Origin of the sequence: Micromonospora sp. DT43 (genome assembly GCF_049841645.1) — a bacterium.
Classification (GTDB): domain Bacteria; phylum Actinomycetota; class Actinomycetes; order Mycobacteriales; family Micromonosporaceae; genus Micromonospora.
Genome location: NZ_JBNCKR010000004.1, coordinates 58,701 through 84,654, shown reverse-complemented (window position 1 = coordinate 84,654; position 25,954 = coordinate 58,701). Strand labels below are relative to the sequence as shown.

Genomic DNA, 25,954 nt, shown 5'->3' with positions numbered 1-25,954 from the left:
ACTGATGATCAACAGGCTGCTCGTGGCCAACCGCGGGGAGATCACGCGTCGGGTCTTCGCCACCTGCCGCGCGATGGGCGTGGAGACGGTCGCCGTGCACTCCGACGCGGACGCCGACGCGCCGTTCGTGGCCGAGGCCGACCAGGCGGTCCGGCTGCCGGGTGACACTCCGGCCGAGACGTACCTGCGAATCGAGCTGATCCTGGACGCGGCCCGACGCAGCGGTGCGGACGCCGTCCACCCGGGTTACGGCTTCCTCGCCGAGAACGCCGAGTTCGCGGCGGCGGTGACCGACGCCGGGCTGATCTGGGTCGGGCCGCCGGCCAAGGTGATCGCCGCGATGGGCGACAAGCTGGCGGCGAAGGCCATGCTCGCCGAGGCGGGCGTGCCGATGCTGCCGAGCTGGACCGACACCGGCGAGGTCACGGACTTCCCGGTGCTGGTGAAGGCGTCCGCCGGTGGCGGCGGAAGGGGCATGCGGGTCGTCCGGGACGCCGCCGGGCTTCCCGAGGCCGTCGCCTCCGCGCGCCGCGAGGCGGCTGCCGCGTTCGGCGACGGGACGGTCTTCATCGAGCGGTACGTCGAGCGCGGCCGGCACGTCGAGGTACAGATCTTCGGCGACACCCACGGGACGGTTGCAGCGATCGGCGAGCGGGACTGCTCGATCCAGCGGCGGCATCAGAAGATCGTCGAGGAGACCCCGGCGATCGTCGACCCGGAGCTGCGGGCCAGTCTGCACGAGGCGGCGGTGTCGGCCGGCCGTGCCGTCGGCTACGTCGGCGCGGGCACTGTGGAGTTCCTGCTCGCGCCGAGCGGGGAGTTCTTCTTCCTGGAGATGAACACCCGCCTCCAGGTCGAGCACCCGGTCACCGAGGCGGTCACCGGGCTGGACCTGGTCCGCTGGCAACTGCTCGTCGCCGAGGGCGAGCCGCTGCCGCTCGGGGCCACCCCGCCGGTCGACGGCCACGCGATCGAGGTTCGCCTCTGCGCCGAGGACCCGGCCCAGGGTTTCCGCCCGGCCACCGGCATCCTGCACCGGTTCGCTATCCCCGGTGTGTCGGGCGGGTTCGCGCCCACGAAAGGGCTGCGACTCGACTCTGGCGTGGTGGACGGCTCGACGGTAGGTGTTCACTACGACTCGATGCTGGCCAAGGTGGTCGCCTGGGCACCGACCCGCGCCGAGGCAGCGCGGGCCCTCGCCGGCGCGTTGGCCCGCGCCGAGATCCACGGCGTCACCACCAATCGGGACCTGCTGGTCCGGGTGCTGCGCAGCCCGGAGTTCGGTGCCGCACGAATCGACACCGGCTTCCTCGACAGGCGTCCGGAGGTGTTCGCGCCCCTGCTCCCCGCCGACCGGCTCCCGCTGGCCGCCCTCGCGGCGGCGCTCGCCTCGGCCGCCGCCCGTCGCGCCGACGCCCGGGTACTGGCCGGGCTGCCGTCGGGGTGGCGCAATGTGCCGGCCGTCGCGCAGGTCAGCCGCTTCACCGGGCCGGACGGCGAGATCGAGGTCCGCTACCGGCTGGACCGAACGGGCGGGCTCGCCGAGTGGTCCGTCGACCACAGCGCCGCCGACCCCGAGGCGACCGGCCGGAGCGCCGCCGCCGGCCCTGGCGCCGCCGGCCCTGGCGCCGCCGGCCCTGGCAGCGAGCGGCCGGCTGTCGCGCTGGTCGAGGCCGCCCCGGCCCGGGTGGTGCTCGACGTCGACGGGGTGCGGCAGGCGTTCCGCGTACGCCGGGTGGGGTCGGCTGCCTTTGTGGACGGCCCGGACGGGGCGGCGAGCCTCGCCGAGCTGCCGCGTCTCCCGCTGCCCACCGCGGCGGTGGCGGCCGGGTCGCTGCTCGCGCCGCTGCCCGGCGCGGTGACCCGGGTGCACGTCCAGGTCGGCGAGCGGGTCGCCGCCGGCGATCCACTGCTCACGCTGGAAGCGATGAAGCTGGAACACCAGGTGCTGGCCCCGACCGACGGCGTGGTCACCGAGCTGCCGGTGCCGGCCGGCGGCCAGGTGCGGACGGGCGCAGTGCTTGCCGTCATCGACGGCTCCCCCGTTGCCGGCGACCCGACGCCGTCGAACCCCGAGGAGGACCTCCGATGACCTTCGACCTCACCCCCGAGCAGGACCAGCTGCGCGACGCCGTGCGGGCGCTCGGCCGCCGCTACGGTCACTCCTACTTCGTCGAGAAGGCCAAGGCCGGCGAGCACACCACCGAACTGTGGGCGGAGGCCGGCCGGCTCGGCTACCTGGGGGTCAACATCCCCACCGAGTACGGCGGCGGGGGCGGCGGCATCACCGAGCTGGCCATCGTCTGCGAGGAGCTGGCGGCTGCGGGGTGCCCGCTGCTGCTGCTTGTGGTATCCCCCGCCATCGCGGCGACAGTGCTCGCCCGACACGGCACGGAGGACCAGCGCAAACGACACCTGCCCGGTCTCGCGGACGGCTCGGCGAAGATCGTCTTCGCGATCACCGAGCCGGAGGCCGGTTCCAACTTCCACCGGCTCGGCACGGTCGCCCGCCGCGACGGCGACGACTGGCTGCTCAACGGCCGCAAGTGCTACATCTCCGGGGTCGACGAGGCCGGACACGTGCTGGTGGTGGCGCGTGTCGCCGTCGATGACGGCCCAGCCGGTTCAGCGGATGCGTCTCCGCAGAAGCTGAAGCCGGCGCTGTTCCTGGTGCCTACCGACGCGGCCGGCCTGACCCGGTCCAAGCTGGACATGGAGATCGTCTCCCCGGAGAACCAGTTCCTGCTCTACCTCGACGACGTGCGGGTGCCCGCCGACGCGCTGCTCGGTGAGTCCCTGGACGCCGGCCTGCCGGCGCTCTTCGCCGGGCTCAACCCGGAGCGGATCACGGTGGCGGCGATGGGCGCGGGCACCGGCCGGTACGCCATCGAACGGGCCAGCGAGTACACGGCCACCCGCAAGGTCTGGGGTGGCCGCAGCATCGGCTCGCACCAGGGCGTGTCGCATCCCCTCGCCCACGCGGCGGTGCAGGTGGAGCTGGCCCGCCTGATGATCCAGAAGGCCGCCACCCTGTACGACGCCGGCCGTGACCTGGAGGCCGGGGTGGCCGGCAACATGGCCAAGTACGCGGCCGGCGAGGCCGCCGCGCTCGCCGTGGACACCGCCGTCCAGGCCCTCGGCGGGGCGGGCATGACCACCGAGTACGGGGTGGCCACTCTGCTCGGCGCGGTCCGGGCCGGCCGGATCGCCCCGGTCAGCCGGGAGATGATCCTCAACTTCGTCGCCCAGCACGTCCTCGGCCAGGACAAGTCCTACTGAGGCCGCCGACCGTCCGGCCCGGCCTGCCCGGCCCGGCCCGGTGATCGACACCGGTTTCCTTGAACCCGGGGTGTCCAAGGCCCATCGATGCCCCGACTTCATGGAACCGGTGTCGATCACCTGCGGTCTGTTCCCTGGCTACGCCCGCTGCGGGCCCGAATGCTCGCGGTGGTGCAGGATCGCCACGGCCACCGCGAAGAGCACGACGGGCGCCAACACCAACGTCGACCACTGCGCCCCGGTGAGCGCGTCGGGGACACCGTCGTGGCTGGAGTGCTCCAGGAACGTCCCGGTGGTCTTGAGCCCCACCCGGGTGAGCAGCAGCGTGACGCCCACCGGGACGACGAGCGCGAGCAGGCGCAGCCGGAGCACCGTCGGCGTCGACAGGATGACGAGGGCGAAGAGCAGGTATCCCGCGGTCAGCAGGATCGCCTCGACCCGGCCGACACCGACCGTGAAGATCCACGTGCCGTAGATGGGCGACGTAGAGTCGTCGGCGCCGGTCAGCATGGCGACGCTCGGAGCACCGACGCTTACCACCGTCGCCGCCGCGAGTGTGCCGAGCCGCCAGCGGGCGAGGACAGCCGTGGCGGAACGGGAAGCGCGGACGGCGAGTGCCAGCGGGACCATCGCGGCGAGCACGGCGGGCCAGAGGTTGCGGACAGTCGAATACTGCCCGTATGCCTCGGCGACCCGAACCACCTCGTACGCCGCACCGCCGACGGCGATCGCAGCCGCCGCCCGCCCCCGCCCGAGTGCGGCGAACACCGCGACGACGAGCCAGAGCGCCGCCAGGGGACCACCCGGCCAGAGGACGAACGGCTCACCGATCCCGTCCGGATAGCTCTGCGCGTACATGCTGAGGTGCAGAACCGGAACGCGCGCGGCGCGCACGAACAACAGCAGCGCGGCGATCAGGCCCAGCACCTGCGCCGCGTCCCGCCACGCCTCGACCGAGAAGCGGGCGCCGACCTGGCGTACGTGCGCCCGAACCGCCCCACCGAGCAGGGCGGACACGTCTCGGGCCAGGGGTCTGCGCTGGCCCGGCGCGGCGTCGTCAAGCAACACCCCGATCATCTCGTCCTCGTACTGCCGGCGGTACGCGCGCGGATAGCAGCCCAGCAGCAACCGGTAGACCTGGTGCAACGTCACGCGGCACCGCCTTCGACGATGAGGCCGGCACGGCGCAGCCGCACGCTCGCCGCGTCGGCGTTGCTCCGCAGGCGCGCCGACTCCTCGGCCAGGCGTTGCACGCCGGCGGCGGTCAGTCGGTAGTACCGCCGCAACCTGGACTGCACCTGCTCCTCGCGTTCAACGTCGATGAGGCCCTCGGTACGCAGCCGGTCCAGCGCCGCGTAGAGGGTGCCGGCGCGCAGGTCGACGCGCCCGTCGGAGATCCGGCGGACCTCGTCGAGGACGGCGTATCCGTGCCGTGGGGCCTCGACGAGCGCGGTGAGGATCAGATAGGTCGATTCGTGCAGGGAAGCCTTCGCCATCGCCGCAGTATATACAGTCAGAATGTATATGCGGAACGGCCGCCCTCGCGGGATCAGTGGGGGATTCGGCAGGCGGCGTCGATGCGGTGCACCGGGCGGACGCGGCGGCCCATCCCTTCCAGCAGCGAGTCCTCGATGTGGAAGTCGTGGATCCGCAGCCGGTGCCGGGGCAGCTCCTCCTCGGTCGGGCAGAGCACCTGCGCGCGGACGAGGTCGACCGGTACGTACCGGACCCCACCCCGTTCCTGCAGGATCACCATGTTGACGTCGTCGGTGGTCACCACGTGCCCCCGGACGTCCTCGGTCGGGCCGTTCTCGGCGCCCACCGTGGTGACGGTGAGCGGGAGCACCGGGGTGCTGATCACCGGCAGCGCCGCCCAGACCAGCATGGCCAGCACCGCCACCTCGGTCAGCGACGCCAGCGGCCGAATCACCATCCCCGGCAGCGGTCCCGCGATGAACAGGGCCAGCAGCGGAGGCACCACGATGAGCACCAGCACCAGGCGCTCACTGCCCTGCTCCACCGCGTCGCGCAGGGTGGGCAGCATCAGCCAGCCGTACCCGGCGAGCAGCGCGGCGATCGCCGACAACCGGGGTAGGACCCACTCGTGCAGGCGGTCCGGACGGAGCTGGAACGCGGCAGCGAACGCCGGCAGCAGCAGCGGCAGGTAGAGCAGCGGCCAGGTGAGCAGGGCGAGCAGGAAACTCGCCACCACGACCCAGGCCGGGGTGAGATCCGCCCAACGGGCGAACAGCGGGCGGCGAAGGCTGCCCGGCGGCAACCGGTCCACGCTCACGGCCAGCACCGCGCCGAGCGCGAAGACGGCGACCAGCCCGGTGGAGAGCAGCCGGGCCGCGGTGGTCAGGAACCCGGCGAGCAGGTTGACCGGGCCGACATTGGCGACCAGCAGCAGCGTGGTCTGGAGCTCCCCGCCCGCCTCCACGCCGAGTCGCAGCACCGAGAAGATCGCCGGCACGCCCACGACGGCCGTCCAGAACGACTGGCTGGCCCGCGCCCGCCGCTCCGCCGGGTCCCACCGCACCGGCACCTGCTCGACGTCGGCGACCGGTACCGCCGGCTCGGCGCGCGGCACCCCGGTCGGCCACCCGGCAGCGTCCACCTCGACGTGGTCGGTCGGCACGGACGCGCGGGGCGGGGGCACCGGGCCATCGGCGCTCGCGTCACCGGTGGCGGTCGGCGCGGTGCTCACCGCCGGGGCGCCTTGTCGTCGAAGTCGACAAGCTTCGGCACCTCCAGTGGCTGGGGCTGGCTCTTCTCGGCGCGCAGCCACGGGCCCAGCGTCCGGTTGTACGCCGTCAGCCACGGGCTGGCCTGCCCGTCGCGGCCCTGCTGGTAGCTCTTCTGCAGGAAGTAGGCCACCAGGTCACGCAGCGCCGGATCACCGATCGGCACGCCGATGCCCAGCAACTCGCTCGTGCCGAAGGGCAGGTCGACGATCTCGAACTCCTTGGGGTACGTGGCCAGGAAGCCCGCGAGGATCGTCTCGTCCGAGCTGACCGCGTCGTACCGGCCGGCCCGGATGCCGGCCACGCAGTCCCACACGTCCTTCACCACCAGCGCCTTGACCTGGCGCTTCTCCAGCTCGCCCTCGGTGGTGGAGCCGCCGGTGGTGCAGACCTTGTAGGCCGGGTCGCGCAGGTCCTCGAGGGTGCGGATCTTGTCCTTCAGCCGGACCGGCACCAGCACCTCCTGGGTGGTGACGAAGTACGGCCCGGCGAAGCTGACCAGCTTCTTGCGCTCCTCGGTCATCGAGAAACTGGACACCACCAGGTCGACGGTGCCGCCCTGCAGGTACGGGATCCGGTCCTCGGTGGCCGCCGACACGAACTCCAACTGCTGCTCGCCCTCGTAGCCGAGGGAAGCGGCGATGTACCGACCGATCTCGACGTCGAAGCCGACGTGCTCGCCGTTGCGGAGGTCACCCATCAACGGCTCGTTTGTGGCGACGCCGATGCGCAGCTTCGACTGCCCGTAGATGTGCGACTCGCGCATCTTCTCCTGCACCGTCGGCAGGTCCGGCTCCTTGCGACTGTCACAGCCGGCGGCGGCGGCCAGGGTGAGGGTGAGCGCGACCGCAAGCGTCGTCGCCACCGAGCGGAGCCGGGACTGGGAACTAAATACGTTCATGGGCGACCTCGCTGACGGAGCAGCCTGCGGAACACCGAGAGTAGCGAGTGCGGTCCACTGTGTGTGCATGCCCGCCGGTCAGGTGGGCTGGCCCGTTCGATCAATGCCGGGCGGCGCGGCGGATCGCCTCTCCGGTTGACAGCGGGCCCGGCCACGACATGCTGGAGGGGTGAATCGACTGTCCAGGATCGATGCGCGGATGGTGGCGGCGGTCGCCGCGCCGGGAGCCGTCGCCCTGCTGGCCCTGCTTGTCGTTCTGCGCCGGCAGGACCTTCTCGGTGTGGTTCTCGCCCTGCTCTGCGTGCTGCTGGCCATGGTCGCCGCGGTCGCCGTGTCCGCCGCCCGCCAGCGTGCCGAACCGGAGCCGGCGGACCAACCGCATGCCACCGCGCCGCCGGACCTGATGCCCTACGGGATCGACGCGGACACGCTCGACGCCCTGGACAGCCGGGACGCGTTGCGGGGGGTGCGTGACCGGGGCCGGTCGCGCGGCGGGCTCAGCGACCGGTGAGAGTGGGCGCGGTGAGCGCGTCGACGCCCCGCCCCGCCAGGCACCGGTAGATCCGGTCGATGTTGCCGTCCACCGGCGGCAACACCTCCAGGTGCCAGCCGACCGGCTCGGTGATCTCCGTGGTCAGTCGGAACGTCATGGTGCTGCACACCTGCCGCACCGACTCGGCGGCGACCACATCGTCGTAGTCCGCGCCGACGAGCGGCACGGGCAGGATGCCCTCGGCGTACGTCTCCCAGGTGTGCCGGCCGTCGCAGGGAACCCGGGTCGCCTCGGCGCGGGCGCCGCGGATGCGTACCGGGCCGAAGCACTCCAGCTCGGGCAGGCAACGGGCACCGCTGGGCAGCTCGGTCGGCGTGCCGGCGTCTGTCGTACAGCCGGGTAGCGGCCCGGTCGCCGGTGCCGCGACCTGGCTGACCGAGGGCGCCGGGTCTGGTGGTGGGCCACTGCTCGCCAGCCAGGCGCCGGTGGTGGCCGATGCGGCGAGCGCCAGCACTCCGGCACCGCCGAGGAACCAGCGCCGCCGCCAGCGCCGGCCGCCGGGAACGCTGGGGCGGGCGTCCTCGACCGGGGGACGAGGGCCGGGCTGGCCGGTGCCGTACAGGCCGGACCGGCTCGGGCCGCCGCTGACCGGGGCGCCGCTCGTCGGCACACCGCTCGTCGGCACGCCGCTCACCGGGGCGGACGGCGAGCCGAACGGCAGGTTGGCGAGCAGGTCGTGCAGTTCGAGGGCGGAGGGCCGCTCGGCCGGGTCGTTCGTCATGCCGAGGCGCAGCACGTCGATCAGCTCGTCCGGTACGCCCGGCAGGCCGGGAAGTGGCTGGTTGAACATCTCCAGCACGGTCACCAGGCTGGGGTTGCGCTCGGACTGCCACCGGGGCGGCCGGCCGTGCATCACCGCGTAGAGGGTGGCGCAGAGCGCGTACACGTCGACGGCCGGCGACGGTGGGCTGTGGCTGAACATCTCCGGTGGCGCGTACGCCGGGGTGAGCACCTCCAGGGTGACCGAGGCGTCCCGCGCCTCGGCCAGCACGGCCAGCCCGAAGTCGGCAAGCACCGCCGAGTTGAAGTGCGAGTAGAGGATGTTCGCGGGTTTCACGTCCCGGTGCAGCACTCCGGCCCCGTGCGAGTGCGCCAACGCGTCCGCGATCTTGATGCCGAGGTCGCGGGCCTCCACCGGGCCGAGCGGCGAGCTGCGCATCCGCTCGGCGTACGACCCGTCACAGAGCTCCATGATCAGGTAGGGGTGTTGGTCGACTGTGACACCGACGTCGAAGAGGTCCACCACGTGCGGGTGCGACGACATCCGCCCGGCAGCCCGCGCCTCGCGCAGGAACCGGGCCTGGTCGCGCTCGCTGTCCAGCGTGCGGTTCTCGACCTTGACGGCGACCTCTCGGCCGACCGAGATCTGGGTCGCTTGGTAGACAGTGGCGTAACCGCCACGGGCAAATACCCGTAAATCGGTCAGACCGGGCACGATCGGCACCGGCAAGCCGCCGGTCGGGGTGTCGGTCACCGCTCGAAAATACCCAACCCGGCCGGCGGCTCAGCGCACCGCGTCCGCCGGAGCGGCACCGGCCGCGCCGGGCGCCTCTCCGCTGCCTCCCGCACCGCCGGCATCTGCCGACGCGGAGGCGGGAGCAGCGGCGGCGGCCGGCGCGCTCCGGCGGGTGTCCGCGCGCAGGCCGATCGCGGTGGCCAGTGCACCCAAACCCTCCCAGGCGGCCACCCCGAAGAACCTGTCGGGTGCGATGTCGGCCAGCACGGCGACGCTGAACACGGTGAAGGTGACCAGCCGGAAGACCACCGTGAACCGGTAGAACGCCCGCCACTCGGTAACCGTGGCGAGCAGGTAGTAGACGCCCATGTTGAACGACGCCATCGAGGACGCCAGCAGGAACGTGCCGGTGTAGTCACCAGCGCCACGCGTGGCCGGCACCTCGAACCCGAGCAGGCGCAGCTGCGCCTCCGGCCAGAGCAACCCGACCGCGCCCATCACCAGCGCCAGTACGCCGAAGACCGCGACGGTCCAGCCCGCGACGGAACGCGGCAGCTTCATGATGGCCTCCCCAGGCACGGCGACGGTAACCACTGTGGACCACCGCGCGGTGGTGACACGCTAGCCCCTCACCCCGACCACCACATCCCCAGAACCGCCAAAACAGTCACCACCCGTTGATCATGAAGTTGTTGCCCCGACACGCCGGCATCGATGGCAATAACTTCATGATCAACGCCCTAAAGGGGGGACGGGCGCGCGTCAGGGGGTGGTTAGGCGGGCTTGTAGGGAGTCTGCTGCTGCTCGTTCGCTGCGTTGTTCGGTGGCGTACGCGAGGCGAACCGCCTCGTCGGCGCAGGAGCGGGCCTCGATCGCGTGGCCGCAGGCGGCCAGCGCCTCGGCGAGCACGCTCGCCGCGATCACCTGACTACGCACGTCCTCGGCGGGCGCGGTCACCGCCCGTCGGGCCCAGTCCAGCGCCTGCTCCCGCTGACCATGGGCGAGCAGCGCCGACGCGTACCGGGCCATGGTCTGTCGGCGGGAGAAGAGCAGGGAGGGCGCGGTGGCGGCAGCCGTCGCCACCGGGGCCAGCAGCCCGACCGCGGTCGCCGGATCACCGGCGGCCAGCCGGGCGGTGGCCAGCAGCACCCGGGGCGCTACCTGCGCCGGCGCCTGCGGGTTGTGCGGTTCGACTGTCGTCAGCACCGCACGGGCCGCCCGCTCGGCGGTCTCGTGGTCGCCCATGTCCAGCGCCACGAAGCCGCGCAGCGTGCCGGCCATTCCGGTGAGCAGCGGGTGCGAGGTCTGCTCGGCGTACACCAGGGCGTCGGTGAGCAGGTCGGCCGCGTGCTCCGGCTCGCCGAGCCCACGCGCCACGACGGCCCGGACGACAAGCGCGAACCCGCGCCCCCAGTCGTCGGACGCGGCGGCGAACTCGCGGTACGCCCGGCGGGCCTCCCGGTCCGCCTCGGCCAACTCGCCCAGCTCGGCGGTGGCGAACGCCGCGACCGCGCGCAGCGTGCCCACCGCCCACGCCTCGCCGACCCGCTCGCCGAAGGGCAGGAAGACCTGTGCCATCCGGCACGCCTCGCGCAGCCGGCCGGCGAGCAGCCGGGCGAAGGCGGTGGTGCCCCGCAGCCAGGCCCGCCCGTACGGATCCTTGAGTTCGGCGAAGAGCCGGGCGGCCCGGCCGAGCACCGCATCGGTGCCGGCGAAGTCGCCCCGGGTGGTGGTCACCCAGGCCAGGTTCTGCAGCGACCAGGCCTGCCCACGCCGATCCTGGGCGGCGAGGCTGACCTGGTACGCGGCGGCCAACCGGCTGCTCGCCTGGCTGAGCCGACCGGCCACGAAGTCGCCCATGCCGAGCCGACGCATGGCGGACGCGCGCAGCGTGGGCAGCCCACCGGCCTTGGCCACCTGCAGCGCCTCCTGCCAGGCGGCCTCCGCCCGACCCTGGTCACCGAGGGTCTGCTGGGCCTGCCCGGCGAGCAGCAGTGCGCTGGCCCGGGTGGTGTCGTCACCGGTGTTCGCGGCGATCTTCTCGGCGAAGGCGAGCGCGTCGGTGACCCGACCGATCTGCAGCAGCGCACGTGCGTGCACCACCCGGTCGATCGCCGGTATCCCGTCGCGGGCCAGTTCGCTGGCGCGTTCGGCGTACTCGATGGCGAGCGTGGGCTCCCCGGCGGACAGCGACCGGCGGGCGGCCCGGCCGAGCGCGGCGATCCCGAGCGGGACCACGGCGCGGGCCGGCGCGTCAGGTCGCAGTTTCACCGCGTCGGCGAGCGTGGCGGCCCGCTGGACGTGCATGGCGACGAAGTCGTCGCGGGTCTCCTCGGTGAACCCGCCCACCCCGCCGGCCGTGGCACCGTCGACGGGCGCCGCCCAGCGGGCCAGCGCGGCGTGCCGCTCGGCCAGTTCCGCCTTGCTCACCCCGGCGTACGCGGCCTCCCGCATCAGCGGGGTGGCGAACGCGTAACCGGCGCGGCTGCGGTGCAGCATGCGGCGTTGCAGCAGCTCCTCGACGGCCCTGTCGAACTCCACGGCGACAACCGCCGAGGGCCTCCCGTCGCGGCCGGCCCGCTGCTCGCGCAGCGCCTCCAGCGCGCCTGTCGGCACGGTGTCACCGACCACCGCCGCGTCCCGTAGGACGGAACGGGCGTCCGGTGGCAGCGCGTCGATCCGGGCGGCGAGGACTGCCGCGAGGTCCCGGGAGAGCAGCCGGCTGCCCAGGGAACCGGGCACGAGGCGCCAGCCGGCCGACGTGCTCTGGTCACGGTCGACGGACGCCTGCCGCTCAGCGGTCAGCGCGCCGCGCTCGATCAGCAGGGTGACCAGCTCGGCGAGGTAGAACGGGTTGCCCTGAGCGGTGGCGAGCAGCCGGTCCGCGTCGGCCGGCGGCAGCTTCCCGCCGCCGAGGTAGCTGGTGAGCAGCCGGGCGGCGTCGGCGCCCCGCAGCGGCGGCAGGGAGTGCACCTCGGCGTCCGCGACGCGGGTCAGCGCGCCGGCGGTGCGGACGAGCTCGGGGCGGCCGAGCAGCAGGACGAGCACGGGGCCGGTCAGTCGGGACAGGGTCAGCCCGAGAGCGCTGATGGTCTCGGGGGTGGCGTCGTGCAGGTCGTCCACCACGATCACCAGCGGCGCCTCCGAGGCGAGGCCGCTGAGCAGGTCGGCGACGGCGTTCGGCACCGCCTCGGCGTCGGCGGGCGAGGCGGCCGAGCCCCACTCGCCGTTGTCGGTGCCGCCGTGCACCGGCAGTTCGGCGTAACCGAGCAGGGCGAGCAGCTGGTCGGTGACGATCGGGGGCGTGTCGCCGCCGGCGCGGGCGAGCCGCTGACCGAGCCGGCGCAGCCGTTCCTCGACGGCCGGCCTGGTCAGCGCGGTGGCCGCGTCACTGGGCAGACCGACCGCGGCACGGACCAGGTCGGCCAGCGGCGCGAGCCGGCGCCGCTCACCGAAGGCGGCGCAGCGCACCGAGAGCACTCGCGCGCCGGTGTGCGCCGCGTACCGGCCGGCACCCACGTCGTACCCGGCGGCGAGGCGCTCGACCTCGGCGGCGAACCGGGACTTGCCGATGCCCGCCTCGGCGGTCATCAGCAGCACCCGCGGGTCACCCTGGTCGATCACCTCGGCGAGTCGGCCGGCGACCCGGCCGATCTCGGTCTCCCGGCCCACGTAGGGCGCCTCGTCGCCGAGACCCGACCGGGTGCCCGGCGCGTCCAGCAGGCCCAGCAGCTCGTACGCCTCGACCGGCTCGCGCTTGCCCTTGAGCCGCAGCGGGCGCAGTGCCCGCCAGGAGGCGACGTGCCGGGTCGCCGCCGCGGTCCGACCGCCCGCGTAGACCGCGCCGACCGCGGCGGCGTCGGCCAGCCGGGCGGCGGTGTTCACCGTGTCGCCGATGACCGTGTATTCGATCGCGGCCTGGATGCCCGCGATGACGTCGCCGGTGTTCAGCCCGACCCGCAGACCGAGCGGCGCGCCACCGCCCCGCTCGTCGTCGAGCACCCGGCGGACGGCCCGCTGCATGGACAGGGCGGCCCGGACGGCCCGTTCGGCGTCGTCCTCGTGCGCCACCGGCGCCCCGAAGACCGCCATGATGCCGTCACCGGTCAGCTTGTCGACGTGCCCGCCGAAGGTCTTCACGGCACCGGCCAGGGCCGCGAGCACCCGGTCGGTGACGGCACCGACCCGTTCCGGGTCGAGGTCCTCCGACCAGGAGGTGAATTCGGAGAGGTCACCGAAGAGCACGGTGACGACCCGGCGCTCGGCCGCCGGCAACGTGGCGGCTGCCGGCAGGGCGGCACCGCAGTTGTGGCAGAACCGTGCGCCGGGGACAGCGACGGTTCCGCACACCGGGCAGGTCACATGTGCTCCAACCCACTGACCCCCGGCGCAGATTCCCCGGTGTCGACGCCCAGATACTCCAACTGGGCACGGACCGACCATTCCGCCGCCCACCAGAGCGACCGGTCCACGTCCGCGTAGACCGCCGCGACCACGTCCGCGGGTTTCCGCGCCCCGGCGTCCACCGCCGCCCGCACCTGGTCGAGCCGGGCCCGGCGGTGCGCGAGATAGAAGGTGGCGGCCGCGGCGCAGTCGGCGAGCGCCGGGCCGTGGCCGGGCAGCGCCGGAATTCCGGTGTACGCGGACAGCAGCTCCAGGCTGCTCAGGTAGTCGCCGAGGTGCCCGTCGGGGTGGGCCACCACCGTGGTGCCACGGCCGAGGATGGTGTCACCGGTGAGCACCACCCGCTCGTCGTCGTGCTCCACCAGGAAGCAGACCGAGTCGGCGGTGTGCCCCGGGGTGTCCAGCAGTCGGATGTCCAGGCCGAAGCCGCCCAGGTGCGCATCGGCCAGGGGCGTACCGCCGATGGCGTGCGCCGGGTCGACGGCGAGGACGTGCGTCCCGCCGAGCAGCTCGCTGAGCCGGGCGGCGCCCTCGGTGTGGTCGGCGTGGCCGTGCGTGATCAGGATCAGCCCGATCGGGCCGTGTGCGGCGAGCGCCGCCAGGTGCCCCTCGTCGGCCGGTCCGGGGTCGACGACCAGTGCCGGTTCGCCCGCCGCCGCGCGCAGCAGCCAGGTGTTGGTGCCGTCGAGGGTCATCGGGCCGGGGTTCGGCGCGCGCAGCAGTGTCACCCAGCCCGGCAGACTGTCGGCCAGCGCCGCAGTCGCCCCCGTCACGTGCCCGCTCATGGCTGCGATCGTACGACCCCGCCCGCCACGGCCCGCGATCATGCACGTCCGGCCCCTGATTCATCCCCGTTCAGGGCTTTCCTCCGGGCCGGCAGCGCACGATCGCGGGACGGTGGCGGTGCGGTCAGGCGACCTCGACGATCAGTTCGATCTCCACCGGGGCGTCCAGCGGCAGCTCGGCCACGCCGACGGCGCTGCGGGCGTGGCGGCCAGCCTCACCGAAGACGGTCCCGAACAGGTCGGAAGCGCCGTTGATCACGGCGGGCTGGCCGATGAAGCCGGGGGCCGACGCCACGAAGCCGGTCAACTTGACCACCTTGATCACGTTCTCCAGGCCGACGAGCGAGTCGACAGCCGCCAGCGCGTTGAGCGCACACCGCTGGGCCAGGTCCTTCGCCTGCTCGGCGGAGATGCCGGCACCGACCTTGCCGGTCGCCAGCAGCTTGCCCTCGGCGATCGGCAGCTGGCCGGAGACGTACACGTGCTGCCCGGACTGCACGGCCGGCACGTAGCTGGCCACCGGCGGCACCACGTCGGGCAGTTCGAGGCCCAGCTCGGCGAGCTTCGCATGGGGACCGTTGCTCATCGCGTCACCCCTTCGTTCGCGACTGCGGGGCTCCGCTGCGCTGCACTCCTCGCGCTCACGCCTTGGGCCGCTTCAGGTACGCCACCAGCTGGTCCGGGTTGGGGCCGGGGACCACGGCGACGAGCTCCCACCCGTCCTCACCCCAGTTGTCGAGGATCTGCTTGGTCGCGTGGACCAGCAGAGGGACCGTGGAGTATTCCCACTTCTGCATTGCTGGAGGGCTCCCTCGTGGTGCGGACTTCGTCGGGGCACAGCCTACGGTCCGCTGGCCGGACGAGGCGCGGGACGCTGCTCCGGCGTGGCCGGCAGCTCTCCGCAGGGCCCCTCGTGCTCGTACCCCTGGGGGCAGCGCGACCGGTCGGGCAGCAGCAGGTCGCAGAAGACCCGGTGGCGGTTGTTCTGGTCGTCGGCGTTGGACACGGTGGTCTCGCCGGCGTCCAGCTCCGGCAGGAAGCCCAGTGACTCCGCGACCCGACCGGCCAGCACGGTCGCCGAGGCCAGGTCGGGCACCCGGATCGGCAGGTGGATCACGAACCCGGGCTCGTCGTCGTCCCGCGGCCGCTCGACGGGCTGGCTCGACAACCGGATCACTTCCGGGGGCTCCGGAACCCGGCGGTACGACCGCTCGTTGATGGGCAGGCTGCCGAACGGCCCGCCGGCCACCTCTCCCACGGAGCCGGGCCGGCGCTGCCGGTCGTTTGTCGGAAACTGGGTGCGAGGGATGTTGTCCGCGTCGCGCATGAACTGCCTCCGGTCGTACCTCTCGGATCACGCTTCCGGCCCGGACCATCCATCCGTTCCGGCCCCCCGCCCGGACGAAGGTAGGTCCAGAACGGCGATCCCGCCAACAGGACGCGCACGATCAGTCACCGAGAGTCACATATTTGACAGATGGCCGGTAGGAATCCCGACTGCGAGAGATGTCATCGTCCGGATGATGCGCGCGATGCCGCGCGGCGCGCGGTAGGGGCGACACCGGCGCGACTGGTGGCCGCTACCCTTCCGGTCGGACGGTCGCACAGCGCCCGGCCGCCCGCTCGATCTCGCTCGGCGCCAGGGGTGGCGGCCGGGCGCCGCACCCCCGGGGGACGAGATGACCCAACCGCCCAGCGGCGACCAGGCCGGCCCGCGCGCCCTTCCGTCGGCGCGCCCGGAGTCCGCCGGTCAGCCCGAGACGCCGGCCATCCCCGGACAGCCCGGCCCGACACCCTCCGGCCAGTCGATCCCCGGCCAGCCCAACCCGACGGCCCCCTCGGGGGAGTCCGATGCGGCGACCGGCCCGGAGCAACCCGCCGCGTCGGCGACACCCGGTCAGGCGGCGAGCGCCAGCCCGCCCGGCCCGTCCGCCCCACCCGCCCTTCCCGGCCCGCCCGTTTCGTCCGGCCAGCCGATCCAGTCGGGTGAGCTCGCCCTCCCCGGACAGCCCGCGCCGGGGGCGCTCCCCGCGCAGCCGGGCGTGCCGACCCAGCCCGCCCCGCCCGCTGGGATTCCGCCTACCGAAGGCCCGCCCGGCTCGCCGGCAGCTCCGGGCGCGATCCCGCCACCGCCGCCCGGCTACCCGCCGTACCAGGGCACTGTCGAGCCGAAGAAGAAGCGCGGGCTGCTGATCGCGGCCATCGCGCTGGTCGTGATCATGGTGCTCTGCGTGGGCGGCGGCGTCGTGGCGTTTCTGACCCTGCGCAACGCCGAAGCCGGCGACGGCGCGAAGGAGCCTGCGGTCGCCGTCGACGAGTTCCTCACCGCGGTCTACAAGGATCAGGACGCGACCAAGGCCAGCAAGCACGTCTGCGCCGCCTCGCGGGACGACAAGAAGATCGCGGCGAAGGTGGCCGAGGTGAAGAAGTACGCATCCGAGTACCAGAACCCCCGGTTCAAGTGGACCACCCCGAAGGTCGACAACCAGACCGGCGACCGGGCCACCGTCTCCACCCACATCACCATGACCACTGCCGACGAGAAGGTCGCCGACCAGGACCTGCGCTTCACTGTGGTGCAGAAGACGGGTTGGTGGGTCTGCGAGGTCGCGTGACCGGCGAGCCTGGATAGGCTCGACGGGTGCGTGCAGCTGAGCGGCCGTCCGACCCGGCCGGTACCGGATGGTCGGCCCGTCTCCACGTCGTGACCGGCAAGGGCGGCACCGGCAAGACCAGCGTGGCGGCGGCGCTGGCCCTGGCGCTGGCCGCCGGTGGCCGGCGCACCCTGCTGGTGGAGGTCGAGGGCCGGCAGGGCATCGCCCAACTCTTCGGCATAGACCCGCTGCCGTACGAGGAGAGGCACCTCGCCGACGCGCCGGACGGCGGTACGGTGCGCGCGCTCGCGGTGGACGCCGAGGAGGCGTTGCTCGAGTACCTGGACATGTTCTACAAGCTGGGTGCGGCGGGCCGTGCCCTGCGCAAGCTCGGTGCCATCGACTTCGCCACGACAATCGCCCCGGGTCTGCGTGACGTGCTGCTCACCGGCAAGGTGAAGGAGGCCACCACCCGCACCTCGGGGCAGCGACGCGCGTACGACGCGGTGGTCCTGGACGCGCCGCCCACCGGTCGGATCGGCCGCTTCCTCAACGTCACTGCCGAGACGGCGCGCCTCGCCAAGGTCGGGCCGATCAAGACCCAGAGCGAGGGTGTCTCCGCGCTGCTGCGCTCCCCGATGACAGCCGTCCACGTGGTCACGCTGCTGGAGGAGATGCCGGTGCAGGAGACGGTGGACGCGATCGCCGACCTGACCTCGCTCGGCTTCGGCATCGGGAAGGTGATCGTCAACGGCGCCCGACCCGCGCTGCCGGCCGGTCCGGCGGTCACCGCCGCGGAACTCGAACGCGGCCTGGTCGCCGCCGGGCTGCCGGCCGATCGGGACATCGTGGCCGGATTGCACGACGAGGCGCGGGACCAGCTCATCCGGCGCGAACTGGAGGATTCGCTCCGCGCCGACCTGGTGGAGTTGGGGCTGCCGATGATCGAGCTGCCGTTGCTGCCCGACGGGGTGGACCGGACGGGCCTCTCGACACTGGCCCGGGCCCTCGTCAGCGCCGATTGACTCACACCTGAGCTCAGCACGGGCGCATGGACCGACGCGGCCCGATACGCTCGATTGGTGCCTTCCGAAGACGCGGCGCCGCAGCTGGACGTCGACCAGATCCTCGCCGACCCGGGCGTGCGGATCGTCGTGTGCTGCGGTGCCGGCGGGGTGGGTAAGACGACCACTGCCGCGGCCCTGGCGCTGCGGGCCGCCGAGCAGCACGGCCGGCGCACCGTGGTGCTCACCATCGACCCGGCCCGCCGGCTGGCCCAGTCACTGGGCCTGACCGAGCTGGACAACACACCCCGCCAGGTCAAGGGGATCGACGTCGAGGCCAGCGGCGGTGAGCTGCACGCCATGATGCTGGACATGAAGCGCACCTTCGACGACGTGGTGCTCCAGCACACCGACCCGACGAAGGCCGCGGAGATCTTCGCGAACCCGTTCTACCAGGCGATGAGTTCGACGTTCGCCGGCACGCAGGAATACATGGCGATGGAGAAACTGGGTCAGCTGCACGCCCGGGGCGAGTGGGACCTGATCGTGGTGGACACTCCGCCGTCCCGCTCCGCGCTGGATTTCCTGGACGCGCCGGCCCGACTGTCCCGGTTCCTCGACGGCCGGATGCTGCGCCTGCTGCTGGCGCCGGCACGCAGCGGCGGGCGGAGCATGTTCAACCTGGTCACGGCCTCGTTCGGGATGTTCTCGAAGGTCGTGCAGAAGGTGCTCGGCGCGCAGTTGCTCACCGACCTGTCCGGCTTCGTGGCCGCACTCGACTCGATGTTCGGGGGTTTCCGGCAGCGGGCCGAGCAGACGTACCGCATCCTGCAGGCACGGGAGACGGCCTTCGTGCTGGTCGCGGCGCCGGAGCCGGACGCGGTCCGGGAGGCCGCCTACTTCGCGAGCCGGCTGCGGGAGGAGAAGATGCCGCTGGCCGGCCTGGTGCTCAACCGGGTACACCGACCGGTGGTCCCGCAGTTGGACGCCGAGCAGAGTGGGGCCGCCGCGGAGCGGCTGGCCGAGCTGGGTGGACACGAGGCCACCGCCGACCTGCTGCGGGCGCACGCCGCTCTGGCCCGCCAGGCGGTACGCGAGCAGGAGGTCGCCGCGCGGTTCACCGAGGCGTTCCCGGCGGTGCCGGCGGTGTCGGTGACGGCGCAGCCCGCCGACGTGCACGACGTCGACGGGCTGCGGACGATCGGCGCGGCGATCAGCCGGTCGTGACCGGCGTCAGGTTGCCGCGCTGACGAGGATCTTGTCCTTGCCAGCCTTGTCCTTGCTGTTCTTCTTCATCGCTGCCTCGAACATCTTGCGCCAGCTCGTCACCTGGGGGTGACGACGCAGCAACGCCCGGCGTTCGCGTTCGGTCATACCGCCCCACACACCGAACTCGATCCGGTTGTCCAGCGCGTCGGCCAGGCACTCGTACCGAACTGGGCAGCTCCGGCAGATCCGCTTCGCCACGTTCTGTTCGGCGCCCTGTACGAACAACGCGTCCGGGTCCCCGTTCTGACACGCCGCCAGCGACGGCCAGTCAGTGATCATGCCCATGTGTACTCGTCCCCCCTTGCAGTACCTACCGACCTCGTTGCACGGCAGCCGGCAATTTCCCCCCGATCGCCCGGCCCGCCTTCCCCAAGGCGGTGCGGACGACATGTGGCGCTGTCGCCGCCATCATCATGCTCTGTAGTCGACTGATTACGCAACGTTGTCGGCGAAATCCATCATTCCGGACACTCCCGGCTTCCCGGGCTCTCGACCGCCGGTTACCCCGCCGAGGTCGGCGAAAACGCTGCGGGGCCTCCGCCGAACGGTGAAGACTCACGCCGGGTCACACGCAACCTCGTACCGGGGGTCATGCGTTTAGCACAACGAGGGCAGCGCGCGCAGGAAATGGGGAAAGAACTCCCAGGCGCCCCTCGTTCCCTACTCGCGTACCATGCCGAGGTGACCTGGATGCGGAAACGTGACCACAATGTGCTGACCAACGCCGCATCGCTGCTCATATGTGGCCTGTTGGCTGGCGTGGTGGTAGCTGCGGCGGCCTTCCCCGCGGTGGCGATGTCCGGCTTGGCCGCGAAGGCCGGCGCAGAGACATTTGGCAACCTGCCGACGGAGCTGACGGTGGCCCGCGCGCCACAGATCAGCTACCTGTTGGCGTCGGACGGCAAGACGCCACTGGCGACGATGTACGACGAGAACCGCCGCGACGTGAAGCTCGCGGACATCTCGCCGTACATGATCAAGGCCATCATCGCGGCCGAGGATCACGACTTCTACAAGCACAACGGCGTCGACATCAACGGTGTCGCCCGTGCGTTCGTCAACAACCAGAGCGAGGGCTCCGGCCGGCAGGGCGCCTCGACGCTGACCATGCAGTACGTCCGGCTGGCCATCGCCTACTCGGCCACGCACCCGGCCGACGTGGTAGCCGCGACCGAGGACACCAGCGCCCGCAAGCTCCGCGAGATGCGGCTGGCCCTGCAGGTCGACAAGGAGTTCTCCAAGGACGAGATCCTCACGCGCTACCTCAACCTCGCCTCGTTCGGCAACGGCGCGTACGGCATCTACGCCGCCAGCCAGGTCTACTTTGGCAAGCCGCCGAGCAAGCTGAAGATCGAGGAAGCCGCGCTGCTGGCCGGCATGGTGAAGGCCCCGACGACCAACGACCCGACCACCAAGAGCGGCTACCCGCTCGCGCTGGACCGGCGTAACTACGTCATCCAGAACATGGTCGACACCAAGGCCATCACCCAGCAGGAGGCCGACGGCGCCAAGGCCGTCAAGCTGAAGGTGAACAACAAGCGCACCCCGAACGGCTGCGTCTCCACAAACGTCAACAGCTGGGGCTTCTTCTGCGACTACTTCTACCGCTGGTGGATGGATCAGGAGACGTTCGGCTCGACCCGGTACGACCGGGAGCGCCGGCTGAAGAGCGGCGGCTACACAGTCGTGACCTCGATCGACATCCAGGCGCAGCGCGGCGCGGACAAGGCGGTCCGCAAGGCCAAGAAGGAGACCAGCAAGGAAGCCGCCATGGTCGCCGTGGTGGAGCCGGGCACCGGCCGGGTGCGGGCGCTCGCGGTCAACAGGCAGTTCAAGCTGGACGACCCGAATAAGCCCACGAACAAGATCTCCAGCGACCCGGCGAAGAGCCGGCGGGGCATCAAGGGCAACTACCCGGCGACTGTGAACCCGCTGCTCAGCGGCGGCGACGGCATCGCCGGCTACCAGGCCGGCTCGACCTTCAAGATCTTCACCATCGTCGCCGCGTTGGAGAAGGGCATCCCGCTCAGCTACTCGTTCAATGCGCCGCAGCAGTTCAAGTCGGAATACATCATCGACAGCAGCAGCAAGGCGGCCTGCCCCGGCACCCACTTCTACTGCCCGACCAACTCCGGTCAGAAGGCCGGCGGCGTGCAGAACATGTGGACTGCCTTCGCCCAGTCGATCAACACCTACTTCGTTCCGCTGCAGCAGCAGGTCGGCGCCGAGAACGTGGTCGACGTGGCCAGGCGGGCAGGCATCCAGTTCCGGGCCAGCAACGACGCCAAGTTCGCCGCCACCAAGGACGCGGCCCACCAGTGGGGCGCCTTCACCCTGGGCGTCTCCGCCACCACGCCGCTGGACCTGGCCAACGCGTACGCGACGCTCGCGGCGGACGGCAAGTACTGCGAGCCGATCCCGGTGCAGGAGATCCGCGACCCGGACGGCAAGAAGCTGGACATCGCCAACCCGCGTTGCGAGAAGCGGTTCAGCACCGACGTGGCCCGCGCCGCCGTGGACGCCGCCCGCTGCCCGGTCGGCGACAACTCCAAGACCAGCAAGTGCGGCAGCAGCCGCACCGCCGCCGTGGTGAAGGGCATCGTCGACGCGCCGGTGGCCGGCAAGTCCGGCACGACCGACTCGGAGAAGACCGCCGCGCTGGTCGCGATGACCAAGCAGTACGCGGTGGCCGGCATCATGGCCGACCCGGACTGGCCGCAGACGAACGTCGAGATGAAGCACGAGCAGAAGGACGGCATCAACCCGCCGGTGTACGAGACGCTGCGGGACGCCATGAAGGGCAAGCCGCGGATCAACTTCGAGCCGCCGGGCCAGAAGATCTCCGAGGGTGACCAGCGCAGCATCCCCGACGTGAAGTGCGCGCCGGTGGACACCGCGAAGTCCCGGATCAAGGGCGCGGGCTTCGAACCGATCGTCTCCGAGACGAAGGTGGCCTCCACCTGCCCGGCGGGCACCGCCGCCGGCACCAGCCCGGACGGGCGAACCATCAAGAACGGCATCGTCACCATCCAGATCAGCACCGGCGGCGGCGCTCCGGCGGGCACCAACAAGCCGAAACCGCCCGGCCGTCCCAACGGCTGAGCCGACAGGCAGGACACACGAAACGGGCGGGCACCCACTGCGGGTGCCCGCCCGTTTCGTCGGTCCGGAACGGCGCTGCCGACTTGTTCCTAGGTGAACCGCTGCGGCAGGGCCGGCGTGTCAGAGGCCGAGCTGTCGGCGTACCTCGGCGGCCACCCGACCACCCTCGGCCTGGCCGGCCACCGCGGCCTGGGCCGCCTTCATGGCCGGGCCCATCTGGGCCTTGCCGGTGAAGCCGCCCGCGGCGAGCGCCCCCGCGACCAGCTCGGTCAACTCGGCGTCGGAGAGCTGCCTGGGCAGGTAGCGGTCCAGCACCTCACCCTCGGCGGTCTCCTTCGCGGCCTGCTCGGCGCGGCCCGCGTCGGCGAAGGCGGTGGCCGCCTCCCGGCGCTTCTTGGCTTCCTTGGTCAACACCGCGAGCACCTCGTCGTCGGTGAGCTCGCGCTTGGCCTTGCCGGCCACCTCGGCGGTGCCGACGGCGGCCAGGGCCATCCGCAGCGTGGAGGTGGTCAACTCGTCGCGCGCCTTGAGGGCGGAACGCATGTCGGCGGTGAGGCGGTCCTTCAGCGTGCTCATGGACGGTCAAACTACCCTGAACGCCATGCGAAAGCGCACACTATTCCGCCTCGCCGCCGGAACCGCCGCGGTCGGCGCGACCACGCTCGCGTACGCGTCGCTCGTCGAGCGCAACATGTTCACCCTCCGGCGGTACGACGTGCCGATGCTGCCGGCCGACGCGGAGCCGCTGCGCGTGCTGCACCTGTCGGACCTGCACATGATGCCCGACCAGGCGCGCAAGCAGCGATGGGTGGCGTCGCTGGCCGCCCTCGACCCGGACCTGGTCGTGGTGACCGGCGACAACATGGCGCACCCGGGCGCGGTGCCGGGCGTGCTGCGGGCGCTGCAACCGCTGCTGGACTACCCGGGCGCGTTCGTGTTCGGCTCCAACGACTACACCGGGCCGGTGCTGAAGAACCCGTTCACCTACTTCCTCCCGGACCGGGAGTACACCGAGGGCGTCGACCTGCCCTACGAGGAGCTGCGCCAGGTGTTCACCGGCGCCGGCTGGGCGGACCTCAACAACGCCCGGACCACCCTCAAGGCCGGCGGCCGGCAACTCGACCTGGTCGGCGTGGACGACCCCCACATCGGCCGGGACGACTACCCGGCGGTGGCCGGCGCGGCCTCGTCCTCGGCCGACCTGTCCATCGCGCTGACGCACTCCCCCGAGCCCCGGGTGCTCGACCAGATGGCCGCCGACGGCTTCGGCCTCCTGCTGGCCGGGCACACCCACGGCGGGCAGGTCTGCGTCCCGGGGTACGGGGCGCTGGTGACCAACTGCGGCCTGCCCCGCTCGATGGCGCGCGGGCTGCACAGGTGGCCGGGGTCGGACTCCTGGCTGCACGTCTCCGCCGGCCTCGGCACCCACCCGACCGCACCGATCCGCTTCGCCTGCCCCCCGGAGGCCAGCATCCTGACCCTCATCCCCCGCTGACCCCTGCTCGTCGCGCCCGCGCCGGGCGCGCGGGTCCGGGCGCGCGGGTCCGGGCGCGCGGGTCCGGGCGCGCGGGTCCGGGCGCGGCGCGGCCGCGCCAAGCGGCGGGGTACCGAGTTTGACCATCGGGACGGGTGGGCTACTATTTGTCGGCACGCCTCGGGGTGTGGCGCAGCTTGGTAGCGCGCTTCGTTCGGGACGAAGAGGTCGTCGGTTCGAATCCGGCCACCCCGACCAGAGGTAAGAGGGCACATCCGATTCATGGATGTGCCCTCTTGTGCGTGCACCCGCTGATCATTCCTGCGGGATGAAGAGGTCGTCGTCGGGTCGAATCCGGCCACGCCGGCCAGAGGGCAGGAGGGCGCATGCCCTCGACGGGGCGGCCCTGTTCAGTCCTGTCGCTCGGTGCGCTCGATCTCGACGAACGCGGCCGTCAGGTAGCCGTCGAGCGGCCGGCCAGCGGACGACACCAGGTCGGCGACGAGCAGCGGCGCATGTCGCGCAACAGCCGCCGGCCGGGGAGGGTTTTCGTCGTCGCCCGGGTCGTACACGCCGAGCGCCCCGGCGAGGAGCACCAGCATCACGTGCGGGTCGACCTCTGGTCGCCAGGCGGCGGCCGAGCGCACACAGCGTTCCAACACCTGGCGGACGTCGTCACCGTCCAGCCCGTCCGGATGGGTTTCCTCAAGCAGCAACCGGACCACGACGCCGAGCACCAGGCCGGAGCGGTCGGCGCCGGTGAGCCGGTCGACCGCCGCCTCGTACGCCGTGGGGTCGCGCCCCTGGGCGGCGGCGACGGCCTCGCCGGCCGCGTTGGCGATCTCACGGGCCGATGCGGGCAGGTGCCGCCAGGTCACGCTCACCGGGCCAGCATGGCAGAGCACACCGACAGCCGCCGCACGCCCCGGCGTCGGCAGAGGTGCTGACTGCCGTGGCCTCGCTCACCTGGGCCGCTAACTGGTTCGCGTCTGGTCACACCCACCGAACAGAATGCTGGACATGCTGCGTCGAGCCCTGCCCCGTCGTCGGGAAGCCCGTTGGATCCTCCTCGGCACCCTGCTGTCGGCGATCGGGCGGGGCCTGACCCTGCCGTTCCTGTTCATCTACCTGACCGACGTGCGGGGGCTCACCGACACACGCGCCGGCCTGGTGATCGGCTGGTACGGCGTCGTCACCCTGGCGCTGTCGCCGCTGGGTGGGACGCTCATCGACCGGTTCGGCGCACGCCGGGTGGTGTTGCCGTGCCTGTTGATCGAGGCGGTGGGCACCGGCTCGCTGGCGCTGGTCCACTCGACCAGCTCGGCGCTGCTCGTGATGACTGTGGTGGCCGTCGGCAGCTCGGCGATCTGGTCCGGGCAGAACACCATTCTCGCCTCGCTTACCGACGACGGTGAGCGGCAACGGGTCTTCGGGCTGAACTTCGCGCTGCTCAATCTCGGCATCGGTATCGGCGGCATGACCTCCGGCGCGATCGTCGACACCGCACGACCCGCCACCTTCCAGACGATCTACCTGCTGGATGCGGTCAGCTACCTGATGCCGGCCCTGATCCTCTTGACCCTGTCGAGCGTCGGCCACCGGCTCGGCCACCGCTCCGCCGGCGACGGGCCGTCGAGCGGGGGCTACCTGACCGTGCTCCGGGACCGTCCGTTCCGCCGGCTCGTGATCTTCGGCCTGGTCCTCACCACCTGTGGGTACGCCCAGGTCGAGGTCGGCTTCGCCGCGTACGCCGTGCGCGTGGCCGAGGTGAACCCCCGAGTGGTGGCCTGGGCGCTCGCGGCCAACACGGTGATGATCGTGCTCGCGCAACTGCTGGTGATCCGCCGCATCGAGGGGCGCAGCCGCACCGGCGCGCTCGCCGTGGTCGGGGCGGTGTTCGCCGTCGCGTGGCTCGTCCTCGGCGTCGCCGGCGTGATCAGCACCGAGAACGCCCTGGTGGCCGCCCTGTGCGTGGTGGCCTGCTCGGCGATCTTCGGCCTCGGTGAGACGCTGCTGTCGCCGGTGATGCCGGCGCTGACAAACGCTCTGGCCACCGATGAGCTACGCGGCCGGTACAACGCCATGAGTTCGATGATCTTCGGAATCAGCGGTGTGATCGGCCCGGTGACCGCCGGCCCGCTCCTCGGCGCGGCCAACGGCATGGTCTGGGTCGCGGTGGTGGTCGGCGGCTGCCTGGTGGCCTCGCTCATCGCGCTGTCCCTGCGCCGGCTGCTCACCGTCGACCAGGACGGCCGCCCGACGATCACCGCGCCCACGCCGGCACCCACCCCGGTCTGATCCGCACCACCCCAAGGGCCCGGAGACGGGAATTGGGACGGGTCGGGCCCCGGAGCGGGTGCTCCGGGGCCCGATCGATCGTTGCCGGGTA

The 25,954-nt window shown here is 72.2% G+C and carries 23 protein-coding genes and 1 tRNA gene; 10 read left to right on the top strand and 14 right to left on the bottom strand.

Annotated features, from left to right (window positions below; translation table 11 throughout):
• Positions 1–4: 4 nt before the first annotated feature.
• The gene (locus tag ACLQ26_RS11910) at positions 5–2,092 is read left to right on the top strand and encodes a biotin carboxylase N-terminal domain-containing protein (RefSeq protein ID WP_425744470.1); all 2,088 of its coding nucleotides are present in this window, start codon (positions 5–7) and stop codon (positions 2,090–2,092) included.
• Positions 2,089–3,279 carry an acyl-CoA dehydrogenase family protein gene (locus ACLQ26_RS11905; RefSeq protein WP_425744469.1) on the top strand — a complete coding sequence of 397 codons (1,191 nt, stop codon included), beginning with the start codon at positions 2,089–2,091 and terminating at the stop codon, positions 3,277–3,279. Before ACLQ26_RS11910 ends, ACLQ26_RS11905 begins: the two co-directional genes overlap by 4 nt.
• Positions 3,280–3,417: 138 nt before the next feature.
• On the opposite strand, the gene ACLQ26_RS11900 is transcribed toward ACLQ26_RS11905, so the two are convergent.
• From ACLQ26_RS11900 to ACLQ26_RS11885, 4 genes are read right to left on the bottom strand one after another with little or no spacing between them, the layout of a single operon-like run.
• A complete protein-coding gene (locus tag ACLQ26_RS11900; protein ID WP_425744468.1) occupies positions 3,418–4,431 on the bottom strand; it encodes a hypothetical protein in 1,014 nt (337 codons plus the stop codon).
• A complete protein-coding gene (locus tag ACLQ26_RS11895) occupies positions 4,428–4,775 on the bottom strand; it encodes a PadR family transcriptional regulator (protein ID WP_007466177.1) in 348 nt (115 codons plus the stop codon). The genes ACLQ26_RS11900 and ACLQ26_RS11895 overlap by 4 nt, the downstream gene beginning before the upstream one ends.
• 53 nt (positions 4,776–4,828) lie before the next feature.
• A complete protein-coding gene (locus ACLQ26_RS11890) occupies positions 4,829–5,986 on the bottom strand; it encodes a hypothetical protein (RefSeq protein ID WP_344362037.1) in 1,158 nt (385 codons plus the stop codon).
• A complete protein-coding gene (locus ACLQ26_RS11885) occupies positions 5,983–6,924 on the bottom strand; it encodes a transporter substrate-binding domain-containing protein (protein WP_425744467.1) in 942 nt (313 codons plus the stop codon). Before ACLQ26_RS11885 ends, ACLQ26_RS11890 begins: the two co-directional genes overlap by 4 nt.
• 169 nt (positions 6,925–7,093) lie before the next feature.
• Here ACLQ26_RS11885 and ACLQ26_RS11880 point away from each other — a divergent pair, with 169 nt between their 5' ends.
• The gene (locus ACLQ26_RS11880; RefSeq protein ID WP_425744466.1) at positions 7,094–7,435 is read left to right on the top strand and encodes a hypothetical protein; all 342 of its coding nucleotides are present in this window, start codon (positions 7,094–7,096) and stop codon (positions 7,433–7,435) included.
• Here the strand turns inward: ACLQ26_RS11880 and ACLQ26_RS11875 are convergent.
• From ACLQ26_RS11875 to ACLQ26_RS11845, 7 genes are all read right to left on the bottom strand, one after another.
• Positions 7,422–8,951, bottom strand: coding sequence for a serine/threonine-protein kinase (locus tag ACLQ26_RS11875; protein WP_425744465.1), 1,530 nt, complete (start codon positions 8,949–8,951; stop codon positions 7,422–7,424). The two genes, ACLQ26_RS11880 and ACLQ26_RS11875, sit on opposite strands and share 14 nt — an antisense overlap.
• Positions 8,952–8,981: 30 nt before the next feature.
• Entirely contained in the window at positions 8,982–9,494 is a 513-nt protein-coding gene (locus ACLQ26_RS11870) for a hypothetical protein (RefSeq protein WP_425744463.1), read from the bottom strand.
• Positions 9,495–9,695: 201 nt separating this feature from the next.
• A complete protein-coding gene (locus ACLQ26_RS11865; protein ID WP_425744462.1) occupies positions 9,696–13,295 on the bottom strand; it encodes an adenylate/guanylate cyclase domain-containing protein in 3,600 nt (1,199 codons plus the stop codon).
• The gene (locus ACLQ26_RS11860) at positions 13,292–14,122 is read right to left on the bottom strand and encodes an MBL fold metallo-hydrolase (protein ID WP_425744461.1); all 831 of its coding nucleotides are present in this window, start codon (positions 14,120–14,122) and stop codon (positions 13,292–13,294) included. The genes ACLQ26_RS11865 and ACLQ26_RS11860 overlap by 4 nt, the downstream gene beginning before the upstream one ends.
• 124 nt (positions 14,123–14,246) lie before the next feature.
• Positions 14,247–14,708, bottom strand: a complete 462-nt coding sequence (locus tag ACLQ26_RS11855) for a RidA family protein (RefSeq protein WP_425744460.1) — start codon at positions 14,706–14,708, stop codon at positions 14,247–14,249.
• Positions 14,709–14,763: 55 nt separating this feature from the next.
• Positions 14,764–14,919 carry a DUF4177 domain-containing protein gene (locus ACLQ26_RS11850; protein WP_007466198.1) on the bottom strand — a complete coding sequence of 52 codons (156 nt, stop codon included), beginning with the start codon at positions 14,917–14,919 and terminating at the stop codon, positions 14,764–14,766.
• Positions 14,920–14,963: 44 nt separating this feature from the next.
• Positions 14,964–15,449: a hypothetical protein gene (locus ACLQ26_RS11845; protein WP_425744459.1), complete on the bottom strand. Its 486-nt coding sequence runs from the start codon at positions 15,447–15,449 to the stop codon at positions 14,964–14,966.
• Between the two features lie 715 nt (positions 15,450–16,164).
• On the opposite strand from ACLQ26_RS11845, the gene ACLQ26_RS11840 reads away from it, so the two are divergent.
• The 3 genes from ACLQ26_RS11840 to ACLQ26_RS11830 are packed head-to-tail and all read left to right on the top strand — an operon-like array spanning position 16,165 to position 18,947.
• The gene (locus ACLQ26_RS11840; protein WP_425744803.1) at positions 16,165–16,737 is read left to right on the top strand and encodes a hypothetical protein; all 573 of its coding nucleotides are present in this window, start codon (positions 16,165–16,167) and stop codon (positions 16,735–16,737) included.
• 26 nt (positions 16,738–16,763) lie between these two features.
• Positions 16,764–17,741, top strand: coding sequence for an ArsA-related P-loop ATPase (locus ACLQ26_RS11835; RefSeq protein WP_363686668.1), 978 nt, complete (start codon positions 16,764–16,766; stop codon positions 17,739–17,741).
• A gap of 54 nt (positions 17,742–17,795) precedes the next feature.
• Positions 17,796–18,947 (top strand): ArsA family ATPase, encoded by a 1,152-nt coding sequence (locus ACLQ26_RS11830; RefSeq protein WP_363686670.1) that lies wholly within the window; start codon positions 17,796–17,798, stop codon positions 18,945–18,947.
• Positions 18,948–18,953: 6 nt separating this feature from the next.
• Here the strand turns inward: ACLQ26_RS11830 and ACLQ26_RS11825 are convergent, their stop codons facing one another.
• Positions 18,954–19,274 (bottom strand): WhiB family transcriptional regulator, encoded by a 321-nt coding sequence (locus ACLQ26_RS11825; protein ID WP_007466209.1) that lies wholly within the window; start codon positions 19,272–19,274, stop codon positions 18,954–18,956.
• Positions 19,275–19,679: 405 nt separating this feature from the next.
• Here ACLQ26_RS11825 and ACLQ26_RS11820 point away from each other — a divergent pair, with 405 nt between their 5' ends.
• Positions 19,680–22,091 carry a penicillin-binding protein gene (locus tag ACLQ26_RS11820; RefSeq protein ID WP_425744458.1) on the top strand — a complete coding sequence of 804 codons (2,412 nt, stop codon included), beginning with the start codon at positions 19,680–19,682 and terminating at the stop codon, positions 22,089–22,091.
• Between the two features lie 120 nt (positions 22,092–22,211).
• Here ACLQ26_RS11820 and ACLQ26_RS11815 read toward each other — a convergent pair whose 3' ends face one another.
• Positions 22,212–22,667 carry a GatB/YqeY domain-containing protein gene (locus ACLQ26_RS11815; RefSeq protein ID WP_007466213.1) on the bottom strand — a complete coding sequence of 152 codons (456 nt, stop codon included), beginning with the start codon at positions 22,665–22,667 and terminating at the stop codon, positions 22,212–22,214.
• Positions 22,668–22,692: 25 nt separating this feature from the next.
• On the opposite strand from ACLQ26_RS11815, the gene ACLQ26_RS11810 reads away from it, so the two are divergent.
• The gene (locus ACLQ26_RS11810) at positions 22,693–23,586 is read left to right on the top strand and encodes a metallophosphoesterase (protein ID WP_425744457.1); all 894 of its coding nucleotides are present in this window, start codon (positions 22,693–22,695) and stop codon (positions 23,584–23,586) included.
• A 160-nt stretch (positions 23,587–23,746) separates the two neighbouring features.
• Positions 23,747–23,823, top strand: a tRNA-Pro gene (locus ACLQ26_RS11805).
• Between the two features lie 152 nt (positions 23,824–23,975).
• Here ACLQ26_RS11805 and ACLQ26_RS11800 read toward each other — a convergent pair.
• A complete protein-coding gene (locus tag ACLQ26_RS11800; RefSeq protein WP_425744456.1) occupies positions 23,976–24,449 on the bottom strand; it encodes a hypothetical protein in 474 nt (157 codons plus the stop codon).
• 136 nt (positions 24,450–24,585) lie between these two features.
• On the opposite strand from ACLQ26_RS11800, the gene ACLQ26_RS11795 reads away from it, so the two are divergent.
• A complete protein-coding gene (locus tag ACLQ26_RS11795) occupies positions 24,586–25,863 on the top strand; it encodes an MFS transporter (protein WP_425744455.1) in 1,278 nt (425 codons plus the stop codon).
• Positions 25,864–25,954 lie beyond the last annotated feature (91 nt).

Bases quoted from the DNA above. Each gene is read 5' to 3' on its own strand.
- ACLQ26_RS11825 (WP_007466209.1), bottom strand. From the start codon at position 19,274: ATGGGCATGATCACTGACTGGCCGTCGCTGGCGGCGTGTCAGAACGGG.
- ACLQ26_RS11845 (WP_425744459.1), bottom strand. From the start codon at position 15,449: ATGCGCGACGCGGACAACATCCCTCGCACCCAGTTTCCGACAAACGAC.
- ACLQ26_RS11895 (WP_007466177.1), bottom strand. From the start codon at position 4,775: ATGGCGAAGGCTTCCCTGCACGAATCGACCTATCTGATCCTCACCGCG.
- ACLQ26_RS11905 (WP_425744469.1), top strand. From the start codon at position 2,089: ATGACCTTCGACCTCACCCCCGAGCAGGACCAGCTGCGCGACGCCGTG.
- ACLQ26_RS11815 (WP_007466213.1), bottom strand. From the start codon at position 22,667: ATGAGCACGCTGAAGGACCGCCTCACCGCCGACATGCGTTCCGCCCTC.
- ACLQ26_RS11860 (WP_425744461.1), bottom strand. From the start codon at position 14,122: ATGAGCGGGCACGTGACGGGGGCGACTGCGGCGCTGGCCGACAGTCTG.
- ACLQ26_RS11910 (WP_425744470.1), top strand. From the start codon at position 5: ATGATCAACAGGCTGCTCGTGGCCAACCGCGGGGAGATCACGCGTCGG.
- ACLQ26_RS11795 (WP_425744455.1), top strand. From the start codon at position 24,586: ATGCTGCGTCGAGCCCTGCCCCGTCGTCGGGAAGCCCGTTGGATCCTC.
- ACLQ26_RS11885 (WP_425744467.1), bottom strand. From the start codon at position 6,924: ATGAACGTATTTAGTTCCCAGTCCCGGCTCCGCTCGGTGGCGACGACG.
- ACLQ26_RS11850 (WP_007466198.1), bottom strand. From the start codon at position 14,919: ATGCAGAAGTGGGAATACTCCACGGTCCCTCTGCTGGTCCACGCGACC.
- ACLQ26_RS11870 (WP_425744463.1), bottom strand. From the start codon at position 9,494: ATGAAGCTGCCGCGTTCCGTCGCGGGCTGGACCGTCGCGGTCTTCGGC.
- ACLQ26_RS11810 (WP_425744457.1), top strand. From the start codon at position 22,693: ATGCGAAAGCGCACACTATTCCGCCTCGCCGCCGGAACCGCCGCGGTC.
- ACLQ26_RS11855 (WP_425744460.1), bottom strand. From the start codon at position 14,708: ATGAGCAACGGTCCCCATGCGAAGCTCGCCGAGCTGGGCCTCGAACTG.
- ACLQ26_RS11820 (WP_425744458.1), top strand. From the start codon at position 19,680: ATGCGGAAACGTGACCACAATGTGCTGACCAACGCCGCATCGCTGCTC.